Source organism: Arthrobacter sp. B1805, from assembly GCF_002929745.1.
Lineage (GTDB): Bacteria > Actinomycetota > Actinomycetes > Actinomycetales > Micrococcaceae > Arthrobacter_D.
The window spans coordinates 31,143-46,476 of sequence record NZ_PJIQ01000016.1 but is presented as its reverse complement, the minus strand read 5'-3'; the positions used below and the strand labels follow the sequence as shown (position 1 = coordinate 46,476).

The 15,334-nt window shown below is 69.4% G+C and carries 13 protein-coding genes; all 13 read left to right on the top strand.

What is annotated here, in order from left to right; translation table 11 throughout:
• Positions 1 to 39: 39 nt before the first annotated feature.
• The 13 genes from pyrR (at position 40) to CXQ96_RS15230 (ending at position 15,334) form a co-directional block, all read left to right on the top strand.
• Positions 40 to 627, top strand: a complete 588-nt coding sequence (gene pyrR, locus CXQ96_RS15290; RefSeq protein ID WP_104118870.1) for a bifunctional pyr operon transcriptional regulator/uracil phosphoribosyltransferase PyrR — start codon at positions 40 to 42, stop codon at positions 625 to 627.
• On the top strand, positions 624 to 1,709 hold the full coding sequence (locus CXQ96_RS15285) for an aspartate carbamoyltransferase catalytic subunit (RefSeq protein ID WP_104118869.1): 1,086 nt from the start codon (positions 624 to 626) through the stop codon (positions 1,707 to 1,709). Before pyrR ends, CXQ96_RS15285 begins: the two co-directional genes overlap by 4 nt.
• Positions 1,706 to 3,076, top strand: a complete 1,371-nt coding sequence (locus CXQ96_RS15280) for a dihydroorotase (RefSeq protein WP_104118868.1) — start codon at positions 1,706 to 1,708, stop codon at positions 3,074 to 3,076. The genes CXQ96_RS15285 and CXQ96_RS15280 overlap by 4 nt, the downstream gene beginning before the upstream one ends.
• Positions 3,064 to 3,624: a hypothetical protein gene (locus CXQ96_RS15275; RefSeq protein WP_258059149.1), complete on the top strand. Its 561-nt coding sequence runs from the start codon at positions 3,064 to 3,066 to the stop codon at positions 3,622 to 3,624. The genes CXQ96_RS15280 and CXQ96_RS15275 overlap by 13 nt, the downstream gene beginning before the upstream one ends.
• Positions 3,621 to 4,967 (top strand): glutamine-hydrolyzing carbamoyl-phosphate synthase small subunit, encoded by a 1,347-nt coding sequence (carA, locus tag CXQ96_RS15270; RefSeq protein ID WP_104118867.1) that lies wholly within the window; start codon positions 3,621 to 3,623, stop codon positions 4,965 to 4,967. The genes CXQ96_RS15275 and carA overlap by 4 nt, the downstream gene beginning before the upstream one ends.
• Positions 4,967 to 8,278, top strand: coding sequence for a carbamoyl-phosphate synthase large subunit (gene carB / locus CXQ96_RS15265; RefSeq protein ID WP_104118866.1), 3,312 nt, complete (start codon positions 4,967 to 4,969; stop codon positions 8,276 to 8,278). Before carA ends, carB begins: the two co-directional genes overlap by 1 nt.
• Positions 8,268 to 9,116 carry an orotidine-5'-phosphate decarboxylase gene (gene pyrF / locus CXQ96_RS15260; protein WP_104118865.1) on the top strand — a complete coding sequence of 283 codons (849 nt, stop codon included), beginning with the start codon at positions 8,268 to 8,270 and terminating at the stop codon, positions 9,114 to 9,116. The genes carB and pyrF overlap by 11 nt, the downstream gene beginning before the upstream one ends.
• 151 nt (positions 9,117 to 9,267) lie before the next feature.
• Positions 9,268 to 9,606, top strand: coding sequence for an integration host factor, actinobacterial type (gene mihF, locus CXQ96_RS15255; RefSeq protein WP_104118864.1), 339 nt, complete (start codon positions 9,268 to 9,270; stop codon positions 9,604 to 9,606).
• Between the two features lie 10 nt (positions 9,607 to 9,616).
• Entirely contained in the window at positions 9,617 to 10,186 is a 570-nt protein-coding gene (gmk, locus tag CXQ96_RS15250; RefSeq protein WP_104118863.1) for a guanylate kinase, read from the top strand.
• Positions 10,187 to 10,228: 42 nt separating this feature from the next.
• Positions 10,229 to 10,489, top strand: coding sequence for a DNA-directed RNA polymerase subunit omega (gene rpoZ, locus CXQ96_RS15245; protein WP_055771293.1), 261 nt, complete (start codon positions 10,229 to 10,231; stop codon positions 10,487 to 10,489).
• 22 nt (positions 10,490 to 10,511) lie between these two features.
• On the top strand, positions 10,512 to 11,726 hold the full coding sequence (gene coaBC / locus CXQ96_RS15240) for a bifunctional phosphopantothenoylcysteine decarboxylase/phosphopantothenate--cysteine ligase CoaBC (RefSeq protein WP_104118862.1): 1,215 nt from the start codon (positions 10,512 to 10,514) through the stop codon (positions 11,724 to 11,726).
• 129 nt (positions 11,727 to 11,855) lie between these two features.
• A complete protein-coding gene (metK, locus tag CXQ96_RS15235; protein WP_104118861.1) occupies positions 11,856 to 13,067 on the top strand; it encodes a methionine adenosyltransferase in 1,212 nt (403 codons plus the stop codon).
• Between the two features lie 41 nt (positions 13,068 to 13,108).
• Positions 13,109 to 15,334 (top strand): primosomal protein N', encoded by a 2,226-nt coding sequence (locus CXQ96_RS15230; protein ID WP_104118860.1) that lies wholly within the window; start codon positions 13,109 to 13,111, stop codon positions 15,332 to 15,334.

Sequence of the window (15,334 nt, the reverse complement as noted above, 5' to 3'; positions counted from 1 at the left end):
AAATTCCGTCCAGTGAGGCGGGGAAGGAGGAAGCGTGTTATGACTGTGCCTGCCCCGGATTCCGGCATCCACAAGCGCGTTGTTCTCGCAGAAGCAGATATCGACCGCGCACTCACGCGCATCGCCCACGAGATCCTCGAGGCGAACAAGGGGTCCCGTGACCTCGTCCTCCTCGGCATTCCCCGCAGGGGCTTCCCCCTCGCGCAGCGGCTCGCCCAGAAGATCGCTGCCGTCGACGAAAGCGTCGATCCCGATCTCATCACCGGCCAGCTCGACGTCACGATGTACCGTGACGACCTCCGGCGCAATCCGACCCGTTCGCCGCTCGCGACGCAGCTGCCGCCGTCGGGCATCGACGACAAGGTGGTGGTGCTCGTCGACGACGTCCTCTACTCGGGGCGCACCATCCGGGCGGCGCTCGACGCGCTGGCGGACCTGGGTCGACCACGCATCGTCCGCCTGGCCGTCCTCGTGGACCGGGGCCATCGTGAGTTGCCGATCCGTGCCGACCACGTCGGCAAGAACCTGCCGACGTCGTCCCGCGAACGCGTGCGCGTCCACCTCGCGGAGATCGACCTGATCGGCGGTTCCGCGGTCAACGAGGTCGTCATCGAGGACCGTCCGTGAAGCACCTCCTCAGCACGCAGGACCTCTCGGCCCGGAACGCGCTGCGACTGCTGGACGTCGCCGAGGAGATGGCCGCGGTGGGCCAACGGGAGATCAAGAAACTGCCGGCCCTGCGCGGACGCACCGTCGTCAACCTGTTCTTCGAGGATTCCACCCGCACGCGCATCTCGTTCGAGGCAGCGGCGAAGCGACTGTCCGCGGACGTCATCAACTTCGCCGTCAAGGGTTCCTCGGTGTCGAAGGGTGAATCCCTGAAGGACACAGCGCAGACCCTCGAGGCGATGAGCGCGGACGCCGTCGTCATCCGCCACCCCGCGTCCGGCGCACCGGCGCGTCTGGCCGCATCGGGCTGGATCGACGCCGCCGTGGTCAATGCCGGTGACGGCACGCACGAGCACCCCACGCAGGCGCTGCTGGACGCCTTCACGCTCCGGCGCCACTGGGCGCGGCTGGGCGGGAACCCCTCCGCCGGCACCACGCTGGCCGGCATGAAGGTCCTGATCGTCGGCGACGTCCTGCATTCCCGGGTCGCACGCTCCAACGTCTGGCTCCTGACCACCCTCGGTGCGGAGGTGCTGCTCGCGGGCCCGCCCACGCTGCTCCCGGTGGGAGTCGGATCCTGGCCCTGCACCGTGTACTACAACCTCGACGAGGCACTCGCGCAGCGGCCCGACGCCGTGATGATGCTTCGGCTTCAGGCCGAGCGCATGAACGCAGCGTTCTTCCCGTCGACGCGGGAGTACTCGCGACGCTGGGGCTTCGACGACGGGCGCCTCGCACTGCTCGACACGATGGGCCTGGACGACACGGTGATCATGCACCCCGGGCCGATGAACCGCGGGCTGGAAATCTCGTCCGCAGCGGCGGACTCCCCGCGCTCCACCGTCCTCGCGCAGGTCCGTAACGGCGTATCCGTGCGCATGGCGGCGCTCTACCTCCTGCTCTCCGGCGACCACCATGACGAGCAGGACGACGAGCAGGACGACGAGCAGGCCGACGCCAAGGACGACGCCACCGACGTCCCCGCCGGCAACGGCACCCGAACCACGCCAGACACCACCCGGGAAGGCACGCACCCGTGACCACCGACGCCAGCACGACCACCGAATACCTCATCCGGGGCGCCTCGATCCTCGGCGGCCCGAGCCAGGACATCCTCGTACGGGGCGGACGAATCGTCGCCCTCGGTGAGGACGCCGGGGCGTCCGCGGGGGTGACTGCAGTGGACGCCGAAGGGCTCGTCGCTCTCCCAGGGATGGTGGACCTCCACACCCATCTTCGCGAGCCGGGCCGAGAGGACGCCGAGACGGTCGAGACCGGGTCCCGGGCTGCGGCTCTCGGGGGCTTCACCGCGGTGCACGCCATGGCCAACAGCTCGCCCGTCGCGGACACCGCAGGAGTGGTGGAGCAGGTGTACCGCCTCGGCCTGGCCTCGGGCTGGGTCGAGGTCCGGCCCGTGGGGGCGGTGACGGTGGGCCTCGGTGGGGAGCGCCTCGCCGAACTCGGTGCCATGGCGGAATCCAGGGCCGCCGTGCGCGTCTTCTCCGACGACGGCATCTGCGTCCATGATCCGGTCCTCATGCGCCGCGCCCTCGAATACGTCAAGGCGTTCGACGGCGTCATCGCCCAGCATGCCCAGGAGCCGCGGCTCACCGAGGGTGCCCAGATGAACGAGGGCGAGGTCTCCGCGGTGCTAGGGCTCACCGGGTGGCCGGCGGTCGCCGAGGAGAGCATCATCGCGCGCGACGTCCTGCTCGCCCAGCACGTCGGGTCGCGGTTGCACGTCTGCCATGTCTCCACGGCCGGATCGGTCGAGATCATCCGCTGGGCCAAGGCTCGCGGCATCGACGTCACGGCCGAGGTCACGCCGCACCACCTGCTCCTGACCGACGAGCTCGTCCGCAGCTACGACCCGGTGTACAAGGTGAACCCGCCGCTACGCACCTCCGAGGACGTCCACGCCCTGCGCGAGGCGCTGGCCGACGGCACGATCGACGTCGTCGGTACCGACCACGCGCCCCACCCGAGCGAGCACAAGGAGTGCGAGTGGGCGCAGGCCGCGATGGGCATGACGGGCCTCGAGACCGCACTGTCCGTCGTGCAGCACACCATGGTGGAGACCGGCATGCTGGACTGGGAGGGCTTCGCCCGCGTCACCTCCGTGACCCCGGCCCGGATCGGGCGGCTCGAACACCAGGGCCGTCCTCTCGCGGCAGGCGAACCCGCGAACCTGATCCTCGTCGATCCGGCTGCACGCTGGACCGTCGACCCCTCCACGATGGCGACCAAAGGCCGCAACAGCCCGTTCCGCGGGCTGGAGCTGCCGGGCAGTGTCCGGGCCACCTTCTACGCCGGGCACGCGACCGTGCTCGACGGTCGCCTCGCCACGCCCCGTCCGGCTGCCGCGGGAGCCGCGCCGACGCAGGATGTGCCCGCATGGACTATCTAGGCTGGGTCGCCCTGACCCTGGGCATCATCGTCGTGATCATCGCCCTCATGGCGCTCGGCTGGCGCAACCGGTTGCGACGGCAGGGTCATGTCCCGGAGCCGGTCGCTCCGCCTGCCGACCCCGGCGCCGTCCTCTACGAGGCCGAGGGCCAGTACGTCGCGACGACGACGGCGGGGGACTGGCTCGATCGCATCGCGGTGCACGGGCTCGGCCTTCGCGGCAACGCCGTCGCCGTCGTGCACGCCGGCGGCATCGTGTTCCGCCGCACCGGTGAACGCGACGTCTACATCCCCCGCTCGGACCTCGTGTCGGTCCAGCTGGCCGGCGGGATGACGGGCAAGTTCGTCGAGAAGGAAGGCCTCGTCGTAATCACCTGGCTTCTCGGCACCGAGCGCGTCGACACTGGGTTCCGCACACGTCACGCAGCGCACAAGGCGCAACTCGTCGCCGCCGTGGCGGCGCTCGTGCCGGCCGACGCCTCGCACCAGCCGAACGACACGACACATCACCGAACTCCACCCACACCCGAAGGTAGGGAACACCCGTGAGCGCTTCACCCAAGGCCCCCGTCCATCCGAAGGCACCCGCGGTGCTCGTGCTCGAGGACGGCCGGACCTTCCGCGGCCGCTCCTACGGCGCCGAGGGCACCGCGCTCGGCGAGGCGGTCTTCGCCACCGGCATGACCGGGTACCAGGAGACCATCACCGATCCCTCCTACGCCCGGCAGCTGGTGGTCCAGACGGCACCGCACATCGGGAACACCGGGGTCAACGCGGACGATGCCGAGTCCCGGCGCATCTGGGTCGCTGGCTACATCATCCGCGACGCCGCGCGCCGACCGTCGAACTGGCGATCCGAGCAGAGCCTCGACGACCAGCTGCGCGAGCAGGGCGTCGTCGGCATCGAGGGCGTCGACACGCGCGCGGTCACCCGCCACCTCAGGGAGCGCGGAGCGATGCGTGCCGGTATCTTCTCCGGGGCGGACGCGTCCCTGTCCGCCGACCAGCTGGTCGAGAAGGTCGTGGCGCAGCCGTCCATGGCCGGCTCCCGCCTCGCCGAGGAGGTCAGCATCGACGAGGCATACGTCGTCGAGCCCGCGGACCACGGCTGGACCGGTGACACCGTGGCCACCATCGCAGCCCTGGACCTCGGCATCAAGGCCATGACCCCGAAGCACTTCGCCCAGCGCGGCGTGCGGACCGTCGTCCTGCCCGCCGGGGCGACGTTCGACGACGTCGCCGCGGTACGGCCCGACGGCGTGTTCATGTCCAACGGACCGGGCGACCCGGCGACCGCCGATGCCCAGGTGGAGCTGCTGCGCCGCGTGCTCGACGAGAGGATGCCGTTCTTCGGCATCTGCTTCGGGAACCAGATCCTGGGACGCGCTCTCGGCTTCGGCACCTACAAGCTCCGCTACGGGCACCGCGGCATCAACCAGCCCGTCCTGGACCGACGCACCGGCAAGGTCGAGATCACGTCCCAGAACCACGGGTTCGCCGTCGACGCGCCGCTGGACGGCCCCGTCGAGGCTCCGGCCGGCAGCTACGGCCGCGTCGAGGTCAGCCATGTGAGCCTCAACGACGACGTCGTCGAGGGGCTGGCGTGCCTTGACCTCCCCGCATTCTCCGTCCAGTACCACCCCGAGGCCGCTGCTGGCCCCCACGACTCCGCGTACCTCTTCGACCGCTTCATCGACCTGATGCTGGCCGAGAAGCAGAACCCGGGAGCGGGCAACGCCGTCGCAGCCTCCGCGCTCGACGCCGGCTCGGAGTCCGAAGCGCTGGCGGATGCAGCCGCGGCGGAACTGGGCACGCACGGATCCAAGGTGACGGGCACGCAGCCCCGCCACGGCACGACCCAACTGAGCAGCACAACGCAGGAAGAGAACTGATGCCCCGCAGAACCGACCTCACAAGCGTCCTGGTCATCGGCTCCGGGCCGATCGTCATCGGACAGGCCGCCGAATTCGACTACTCGGGTACCCAGGCGCTGCGCGTCCTGCGCGAGGAGGGCCTGCGGGTCATCCTCGTGAACTCCAACCCGGCGACGATCATGACCGATCCCGAGTTCGCCGATGCGACCTACGTCGAGCCGATCACGCCCGACGTCGTCGCCAAGATCATCGAGAAGGAGCGCCCGGATGCGCTGCTGCCGACCCTCGGCGGGCAGACGGCGCTGAACACCGCGATCGCCCTCGACAAGAACGGCGTGCTGGACAAGTTCGGAGTCGAGCTCATCGGCGCGAACATCGCCGCGATCGAGCTCGGCGAGGACCGCGAGAAGTTCAAGGGCGTCGTCGAGCGGTGCGGCGCCGAATCAGCCCGCTCCGCCATCATCCACACCATCGACGAGGCCCTCGTGGCCGCGGAGGACCTCGGCTACCCCATGGTGGTCCGTCCGTCCTTCACGATGGGCGGTCTCGGTTCCGGTCTCGCGTACACCGAGCAGGACCTGCGCCGCATCGTCGGGCAGGGTCTGCAGTACAGCCCCACGAGCGAGGTCCTCCTCGAGGAGAGCATCCTCGGGTGGAAGGAGTACGAGCTCGAGATGATGCGCGACAAGAACGACAACGTCGTGGTCGTCTGCTCCATCGAGAACTTCGATCCCGTGGGCGTGCACACCGGGGACTCCATCACGGTGGCGCCCGCCCTCACGCTCACCGACCGCGAGTACCAGCGCCTGCGCGACATCTCCATCGCCGTCATCCGCGAGGTCGGCGTCGATACCGGCGGCTGCAACATCCAGTTCGCCGTCGAGCCGGGCACGGGCCGCGTCGTCGTCATCGAGATGAACCCGCGTGTCTCGCGGTCCTCGGCGCTCGCGTCGAAGGCCACCGGCTTCGCGATCGCGAAGATCGCCACGAAGCTCTCCCTCGGCTACACGCTGGACGAGATCCCGAACGACATCACGCTGAAGACGCCGGCCTCGTTCGAGCCGACGCTCGACTACGTGGTCGTCAAGGTGCCGCGGTTCGCGTTCGAGAAGTTCCCCGCGGCGGACCCGACCCTCACCACCACCATGAAGTCCGTGGGTGAGGCCATGGCGATGGGCCGCAACTTCACCGAGGCCCTGCAGAAGGCGCTGCGTTCGCTCGAGCAGAAGGGCTCCCAGCTGTCGTTCGCGCCCGTGGGTGCGGACGAGGTCGACGCCCTGGTCGAGGCCGCGAAGCGCCCCACCACCGAGCGGCTCTCGCAGGTCCAGCGCGCCCTGCTCGGCGGGGCCAGCGTGGAGCGCATGTACGAGGCGACCGGCATCGACCCATGGTTCCTCGATCAGCTCGTCCTGCTGAACGAGATTGCGGAGGAGGTGCGCTCGGCGCCGAACCTGACGGAGGACGTGCTGCGGCTCGCCAAGCGCCACGGGTTCTCGGACGAGCAGATCGGTTCTCTCACCTCCACTCCCGATGCCGTCGTGCGCGGGGTGCGGCACGCCCTCGGCATCCGGCCGGTGTACAAGACGGTGGACACCTGTGCCGCCGAGTTCGCCGCCTACACGCCGTACCACTACTCGTCCTACGACGAGGAGGACGAGGTGGAGCAGCACGAGAAGCCGTCGATCATCATCCTCGGTTCCGGTCCCAACCGGATCGGCCAGGGGATCGAGTTCGACTACTCGTGCGTCCACGCCACCATGGCACTGCGCGAGGCCGGTTACGAGACCGTCATGATCAACTGCAACCCCGAGACGGTCTCCACCGACTACGACATCTCGACTCGCCTGTACTTCGAGCCGTTGACGCTCGAGGACGTCCTGGAGGTCATCGCGGCGGAGCAGCGCACCGGCGGCGTCCTCGGCGTGTTCGTGCAGCTCGGCGGGCAGACGCCGCTCAAGCTGGCCCAGGAGCTGGCAGACGCCGGGATCCCGATCCTCGGCACCTCGCCCGAGGCCATCGACCTCGCGGAGCACCGCGGCGCTTTCAGCCGGGTACTGGAGGCCGGCGGGCTCATCGCACCGAAGAACGGCACTGCGGTGTCCTTCGAGGATGCGAAGAGGATCGCGGACGAGATCGGCTATCCCGTGCTCGTCCGTCCGTCGTACGTGCTCGGCGGACGCGGCATGGAGATCGTGTACGACGAGGCGAACCTCTCGCGGTACATCGCGAACGCGACGGAGATCACCGAGGCCCACCCCGTGTTGATCGACCGATTCCTCGAGGATGCCATCGAGATCGATGTCGACGCGCTGTACGACGGCACGGAGATGTATCTCGGCGGCATCATGGAGCACATCGAGGAGGCCGGTATCCACTCGGGTGACTCCGCGTGCGTGCTGCCCCCCATCACCCTCGGAGCCGACGTCCTGCAGCGCGTCCGCGAGGCGACCCTCGCCATCGCCGAGGGCGTGGGCGTGCGCGGACTCATCAACATCCAGTTCGCCCTCGCCTCCGACGTCCTGTACGTCCTCGAGGCGAACCCCAGGGCCTCACGCACGGTGCCCTTCGTCTCGAAGGCCACGGGTGTGCAGCTCGCCAAGGGTGCGGCGCTCATAGGAACCGGCGTCACCATCGCGGAGCTCCGGGGCGAGCGCGGTCTGCTGCCGGCGCGGGGCGACGGCGGATCCCTTCCGCTGGATGCACCGGTCTCCGTCAAGGAGGCAGTCCTGCCGTTCAGCCGCTTCCGCACGCCGGAGGGCACTGTGGTCGACTCGCTGCTCGGCCCCGAGATGCGGTCCACCGGCGAGGTGATGGGTATCGACAAGTACTTCGATACGGCATTCGCGAAGAGCCAGGCCGCGGCGAACGCCGCCCTGCCCATCGAGGGCAAGGTCTTCGTCTCGGTGGCGAACCGCGACAAGCGATCCATCATCATGCCGGTGAAGCGCCTCGTGGACCTGGGCTTCGAGATCGTCTCCACCGGGGGAACCGCCGATGTGCTCCGTCGCAACGGCATCCATGCCACGACCGTGCGCAAGGTAGCCGAAGGAGCCGGCGCGGCAGGCGAGGGCACCGTCGTCGACCTCATCACCGAGGGCGGTATCGACATGATCATCAACACCCCCTCGGGCGGACAGGCCCGCGGGGACGGGTACGAGATCCGGGCGGCAGCGACGTCCTACGGGCTGCCCGTCATCACGACCATCCCCGAGGTGGGCGCAGCGGTCCAGGCCATCGAGGCCATGCGCTCCTACGAGTGGTCCGTGACGAGCCTCCAGGAACACGCCGCGAACCTGCGTGCGTCCACGGAAGCCCGCGATGCCTCCTGAAGCCGGCTCCGCTCCCCGTGCATCATTCGGGGAGCGGCTCGCCGCGGCACGCGCGTCGAAAGGCAGCCTGTGCGTCGGCATCGACCCGCATCCCAACCTGCTCAGCGCATGGGGGCTCCAGGACTCGGCCGCCGGGCTCGAGCACTTCTCGCTCGCGGTGCTCGACGCCGTCGGCCCCGTCGCAGCGGCCGTCAAGCCGCAGGTGGCGCTGTACGAGCGGCACGGTGCCCGTGGACTGGCGGCCCTCGAAGCGTTGCTCGCGCGTGCGGCCGATGCCGGGGTCCTGACGATCGCGGATGCCAAGCGGGGCGACATCGGTTCCACGATGCAGGCCTACGCGGACGCGTGGCTGGGGGAGGGCAGCCCCCTCGCGGCCGACGCAGTCACCCTGAATCCGTACCTGGGCTTCGAGTCACTTCGGCCTGCCATCGACCTCGCTGCCGCGACGGGACGAGGCGTGTTCGTCCTCGCACTGACCTCGAACCCCGAAGGCCGGTCGGTGCAGCACGTCGGCGGCGCCGAGTCCGTTGCGCGGTCGATCGCCCGTGCCGCCGCCGCCGAGAACGCGGGCGAGGAACCGGGGCATGTCGGGCTCGTCGTCGGAGCGACCATCGGTGACGCCGCCCAGCGGCTGGGCCTCGATCTGCCCTCCCTCAACGGGCCCATCCTGGCTCCGGGCGTGGGGGCACAGGGAGCGGGCGCGGCTGAGCTGAGGTCGGCCTTCGGCGAGGCACTGCCGTTCGTGCTGCCGACGTCGAGCCGCGCCGTGCTTGCGGCAGGGCCCGAACCCGTCGCCCTGCGCGTCGCCGCCGAGCGGTCGCGGGACGAGCTGGCATGACGCTGTGGGTGCATTGATTTTGCAGCCCTGCGCCCGGTAGGTTCGGATCCAGCCGATCACCCACCCGCAGGGACCGTGCCGAGATCCTTGACCCATTCATACGACGAGCGGTCGTCGCCATCCGTGGCGCGATCCAGCGCAGGGAGCACCAGTGAGTCTGAAGCCATTGACGGATGTCGAACGAACCCAGGCCCGCGAGAAGGCGACGGCGGCGCGGACGGTGCGGGCGGACATCAAGTCCAGGCTGAAGACCGGTAAGCTTTCGGTTGCGGAGGTCATCGAGAACCCCGAGGGGGACGACGCCGTGGGCCGGCTCAAGGTCCTGGACCTCCTCAAGGCACTGCCCGGCGTGGGGGACGTCCGTGCGGCAGCCATCATGGCGGAGGTGGGCATCGCCGCGACGCGTCGCGTACGCGGTCTCGGCATCCACCAGCGCAAGGCACTCGTCGCGTACCTGGAACAACATCATTCTGGCCCGGCCAGCAAGTAAGGAATTCTTTGTGTCACAGCCCCGGCTGACAGTCCTCGCAGGCCCGACGGCGGTCGGCAAGGGCACCGTCTCGACCTATATCCGGGACAACTACCCGGACGTGTGGCTCTCCGTCTCGGCGACCACCCGCCCGCCGCGCCCTGGCGAGGTGCACGGGGTGCACTACTTCTTCGTGTCCTCGGACGAGTTCGACCAGCTCATCGCCGAGGGCCAGCTGCTGGAGTGGGCCGTGGTCCACGGCCGCAATCGCTACGGCACGCTGCGCAGTACCGTCCAGGCCGCGATGGACGAGGGGCGGACCGTCCTGTTGGAAATCGATCTGCAGGGCGCGCGGCAGGTCAAGGAGACCATGCCCGAGGCGAACTTCGTCTTCCTTGCTCCTCCCAGCTGGGAGGAAATGGTGCGCCGGCTCGTGGGCCGCGGTACCGAAACACCGGAGGAACAGCAGCAACGGCTGGAAACCGCTAAACTGGAACTTGCCGCCGAGCCGGAATTCAACCACACCGTCGTCAACGACACCGTGGAGCATGCGGCAGACGAGCTCGTATCACTGATGGGACTGCGCCCGCTGCAGCGCTGACAAGCCCTGTAGCAGCCGTTCCGCCTAATATTTGGAGAATCTGTGTCAACTCAGCCCGAAGGCATCATCAACCCGCCGATCGACTCTCTGCTGGAGGCCTCGGACTCGAAGTACGCCCTCGTGATCTACGGTGCCAAGCGCGCCCGCCAGATCAACGCGTACTACTCGCAGCTCCACGAGGGCCTTTTCGAGTACGTCGGTCCGCTCGTCGACACGAAGCTGAACGAAAAGCCGCTCTCCATCGCACTGCGCGAGATCAACGAGGGCATGCTCGTGTCATCGCCCATGGAACAGTCCGAATAGCACAGCGGGCAACAGGCAACCCGTGCGCATAGTACTCGGGGTCGGAGGAGGGATCGCAGCCTACAAGGCAGCATCCCTCCTCCGTCTTTTCAAGGAGTCCGGACATGACGTCACGGTCATCCCGACGGACGCGGCCACGCGCTTCGTCGGGACGGCCACCTGGGAGGCTCTCTCGGGCAACCCCGTGAGCAACAGCGTCTGGGACGACGTCGACAAGGTGAACCACGTGCGGTTGGGCCATGAGGCCGATCTCATCGTCGTCGCCCCCGCCACGGCCGACGTCATGGCCCGCGCAGCTGCGGGGCTGGCGAACGACCTCCTGACCGGTACGCTCCTCATGGCTCATGGCCCCGTCGTGATGGCGCCCGCCATGCACACCGAGATGTGGCAGCATGCTGCCACCCGGGCCAATGTCGAGACCCTCCGCGAGCGCGGCGTCACGATCATCGAGCCGGCGTCCGGCCGGCTCACCGGTGCGGACTCCGGTCCGGGCAGGCTGCCGGAACCGGAGGACATCTTCGCTGCTGCGATGGCCGTCGCCGCACGCCGTGGCGGTCCCGGCAGCCTCCAGGGGAAGCGCGTCACGATCTCCGCCGGAGGCACCCGCGAAGCGCTCGATCCCGTGCGCTTCCTCGGCAACCGGTCCTCGGGCAAGCAGGGTATGGCCCTCGCGGAAGCGGCGCTGGCCGAGGGCGCGCACGTGACCCTCGTCCTCGCGCATGCAGAGGTGGCGCCACCGGTCGGCTGCGACGTCGTCCGGGTCGAATCGGCGCTCCAGCTGCGCGACGCCGTACTCGGGGAGCTTCCCACCACGGACGTGCTCGTGATGGCGGCCGCGGTCGCCGATTTCCGTCCGGCCGAGGTGGTCGCCACCAAGATCAAGAAGGACGACGACGGCAACGATCCCGTGATCACCCTGGTCCGCAACCCGGATGTGCTCCGCGAAGCAGTGCTCTCCCGCGAAGGGAGAGCCGAGCCACTGGTCATCGTGGGGTTCGCGGCCGAGACGGGGGACGCGACGGCGAACCCCCTCACGCATGCCCGCGCGAAGCTGGCACGCAAGGGCTGCGATCTCCTGGTGCTCAATGTCGTCGGTTCTGACCGCGTGTTCGGCGAGGACGCGAACGAGGTCACCCTCCTCGGCGCCGACGGCTTCGAATCCGCACTCGTCCGGGGATCCAAGCGAGCCGTCGCGGACGCCGTGATCGATCACGCGGCGAAGCTGCTGGTCCGCTGAGAACCGGTCCGGAACAGGTTCGGGGTCCCTGCCGGTCACGCGGTGTCACGCCGCGTCGCACGACGTCGTCGGGCGCCTCCGTCCGGGAGCTCCCGCCGGACTGTCCTTCCGACCAAGTAGAGTGAGCACGTGAATTCTCCCAGCACCGATTCCCCCTTGCGCCTCTTCACCTCGGAATCCGTGACCGAGGGGCACCCGGACAAGATCTGCGACCAGATCAGCGATGCCATCCTCGACGGGCTCCTCGAGCAGGACCCCGAGTCCCGTGTGGCGGTCGAGACGCTCGTGACCACCGGACTTGTGCACGTCGCCGGTGAGGTCACCACGGAGGCGTATGTCGAGATCCCGGACATCGTCCGCAAGACGATCCTCGGCATCGGTTACGACTCCTCGGCCAACGGGTTCGACGGAGCACGCTGTGGCGTCTCCGTGTCCATCGGTCAGCAGAGTGCGGAGATCGCATCGGGGGTGTTCACGTCCCTGGAGACCCGCGAGGGTACGGGCGTGGACCCGTACGATGCGCAGGGCGCCGGCGACCAGGGCATCATGTTCGGCTATGCGTCCGACGAGACCTCGGTGTTCATGCCTACTCCCATCTGGCTCTCGCACCGACTCTCGGAGCGCCTGACCTCGGTCCGCAAGGACGGCACCCTCCCGTACCTACGTCCTGACGGGAAGACCCAGGTCACCATCGGGTACGACGGCGACCGTCCGGTGTCCATCGATTCCGTCGTCATCTCGTCCCAGCACTCCGCCGAGGTATCGCTGGAAGAACTCCGTGCGGATCTCGTGGCGCACGTCATCACCCCGGTGCTGGCGGAGTCGGAGCTCGACACCTCGGGTGTCCGGCACATCCTGAACCCGGGCGGCGCCTTCGTGATCGGTGGCCCCGTTGGGGATGCGGGCCTGACCGGCCGCAAGATCATCGTCGATACGTACGGCGGAATGGCGCGCCACGGCGGTGGAGCCTTCAGCGGCAAGGATCCGTCGAAGGTGGACCGCTCTGCCGCTTATGCCATGCGCTGGGTCGCGAAGAACGTCGTCGCAGCCGGACTGGCGCGCCGTGCGGAGATCCAGATCGCATACGCCATCGGGATGGCGCAGCCCGTCGGGATCTACGTCGAGACCTTCGGCACCGAGACCGTCGATCCGCAAGCCATCGGCACGGCCGTCCGTGAGATCTTCGACCTCCGGCCCCTCGGCATCATCAACGCGCTCGACCTCAAACGGCCGATCTACCAGCGTACGGCCGCGCACGGCCACTTCGGTCGCGAGGAGGAAAGCTTCACCTGGGAGCGCACCGACCGCGTGGACAAGCTTCGGAGCTACTTCAACGTCTGAGGCGGGAGGAACGGTTCCCGCATCCCGGAGGCTGCAGCATCATGACGGAGACGAAGCACGACACGACCGGCTCGAGCGGGCAGCTCTCCCTGTTGCACGGTTTCGGCGCCGCGAAGCTGCCGCAGGCCGATCCGGAGCGGGCGGCGTCCCTGCCGGTCGCCCGCGTCATCCTGGACGCCCAGTTGCCGCACCTCGACCGGTTCTTCGACTATGCGGTGCCCGCGGACATGGACGCGGAGGCGCAGCCCGGCGTCCGGGTCAAGGTGCGCTTCGCCGGTCGTGAGCACTCCGGGTTCCTGACCCAGCGGGTAGCGGACGCCAGTACGACGGCGACGCTCCTGCCGTTGGGAAAGATCGTCTCGCCCCAGCAGGTGCTGGCCCCCGAGATCCTCGCCCTTGCGGCTGCTGTCGCCGAACGGTCGGTCGGAACGGTGAGCGATGTGCTGCGCTCGGCCGTGCCTCCGCGGATGGCTCGGGTCGAGGCCGAATTCGTCGTGCGGTCCGTTGCAGCGACAGCCGCTCCCTCGCCGGCCTCCGACCAGTTGCCACCCGGGCCTGCCGCGGGTCGGGTCCTTCCCAGGGAGAGTGCCGCCGTAGCTGGGGCGCCGTCCCCGTCGGGCAGCTTCCGCCGCTACCCGAACGGCCCCGCCTACCTCCAGCATCTCCGGGCGGGGGAGTCTCCGCGGGCGGTCCTCACGAGCCTCGGAGGGTTCGGCAGCATGGCGTGGACGGAGGAGATCGCGGATGCCGTGGCGGAAGCGTCCGCGTCCGGGCGCGGCTCCGTCGTCGTCGTCCCGGACCAGCGCGACCTCGCGCGCGTCGAGGCGGCGCTCATCGGAAGACTCGGTGCTCCGGCGGTGGCACGGCTGACGGCGGAGGACGGAGCGACGCCGCGCTACCGTAACTTCCTGCGGATCCTGCACGGCGAGGCGACGGTCGCCGTCGGTACCCGGTCCGCGGCGTATGCGCCGGTGCGCGATCTCGGACTCATCTGCGTCTGGGACGACGGCGACGACCAGCACCTGGAACAGCGCGCACCGTACCAGCACGTCCGCGACGTGGCGCTGCTCCGAGCGGAGCAGGAGGGGGCGGCGATGCTGCTCTCGTCGTTCGCCCGCAGCACCGAAGCCCAGCGGCTCGTCGACACGGGGTGGGCGCACGCCATCCAGGCCGACCGCACGGAAGTGCGCCGGGCCACGGCCCGCGTCGTGCACGCCGCTGATGCCTATCAGATGGAACGGGACCCGCTCGCCGCACAGGCGCGGATACCGCATGCCGCCTGGGCGGCGGCGCAGGCCGGCCTGAAGCGCGGACCGGTCCTGCTGCAGGTTGCGCGCACCGGCTTCTCTCCCGCTCTGGCCTGCAACCGGTGCCGCCATCCGGCGCGCTGCTCCGTGTGCGCGGGACCGTTGGCGCAGGCGGTCCGGAACGCCCCCCTGACGTGCCGGTGGTGCGCACGCCCGGACAACCACTGGTCATGCGCGGAGTGCGGAGGTACGAGGGTTCGTGCAACCGTCGCAGGCGCCATCCGGACCGCGGAGGAACTGGGCAGGGCGTTTCCCGGTGTACCGGTGGTCTCCTCGGCAGGTGAGCACATCGTCGACACCGTGAAGGATGCGCCCGCCGTCGTCGTGGCGACCCCGGGCGCCGAGCCCGTCGCGCCAGGAGGGTACGCCGCGGTGATCCTGCTCGATGGCAACGCGCTCCTGAGCCGCGAGTCGCTGCGCGCGGGAGAGGACGCACTGCGTCGCTGGTTCTCCGCCGCTATCCTCGCGAGGCCGTCGTCGGAGGGCGGCACCGTGGTGATTACGGGTGACGACGACGTCGCGGTGGGGCACCTCGTCCGCTGGGATCCGGCCGGAGCCGCTTCGCGCGAACTCGCCGAGCGACACGAGCTCGGCCTTCCACCGGCCGTGAGGTACGCGGTGCTGACCGGTAGCCGCGAAACGCTCAAGCACTTCCTCGAAGGGGTCGACCTCGAGGGTGCGGCCCGCGTCGTCGGGCCGGCGCCCGTGCCCCCCGACATACGACGGGAAGCCCTGCTCGCAGTGCGTGCAGGTGCGGATGCCAGGCGCCCGAGCGACCGGACCGGTCCGGCATCCACGGACGCCCTGGCTGGGCACGGCAGCCACCGCGTGCTCCTGTTCTTCCCCTACCGCGCCGCCGCGGGCATCACGCGGCAGCTGAGGGCTCGCCGGGCCGCACTGTCCGCCAAGCGCACGGGAGAGCCTGTCCACATCAGGCTCGATGCGCTGGACGTCCTGTAG

Bases quoted from the DNA above. Each gene is read 5' to 3' on its own strand.
- pyrR (WP_104118870.1), top strand. From the start codon at position 40: ATGACTGTGCCTGCCCCGGATTCCGGCATCCACAAGCGCGTTGTTCTC.
- CXQ96_RS15275 (WP_258059149.1), top strand. From the start codon at position 3,064: ATGGACTATCTAGGCTGGGTCGCCCTGACCCTGGGCATCATCGTCGTG.
- carB (WP_104118866.1), top strand. From the start codon at position 4,967: ATGCCCCGCAGAACCGACCTCACAAGCGTCCTGGTCATCGGCTCCGGG.
- pyrF (WP_104118865.1), top strand. From the start codon at position 8,268: ATGCCTCCTGAAGCCGGCTCCGCTCCCCGTGCATCATTCGGGGAGCGG.
- CXQ96_RS15230 (WP_104118860.1), top strand. From the start codon at position 13,109: ATGACGGAGACGAAGCACGACACGACCGGCTCGAGCGGGCAGCTCTCC.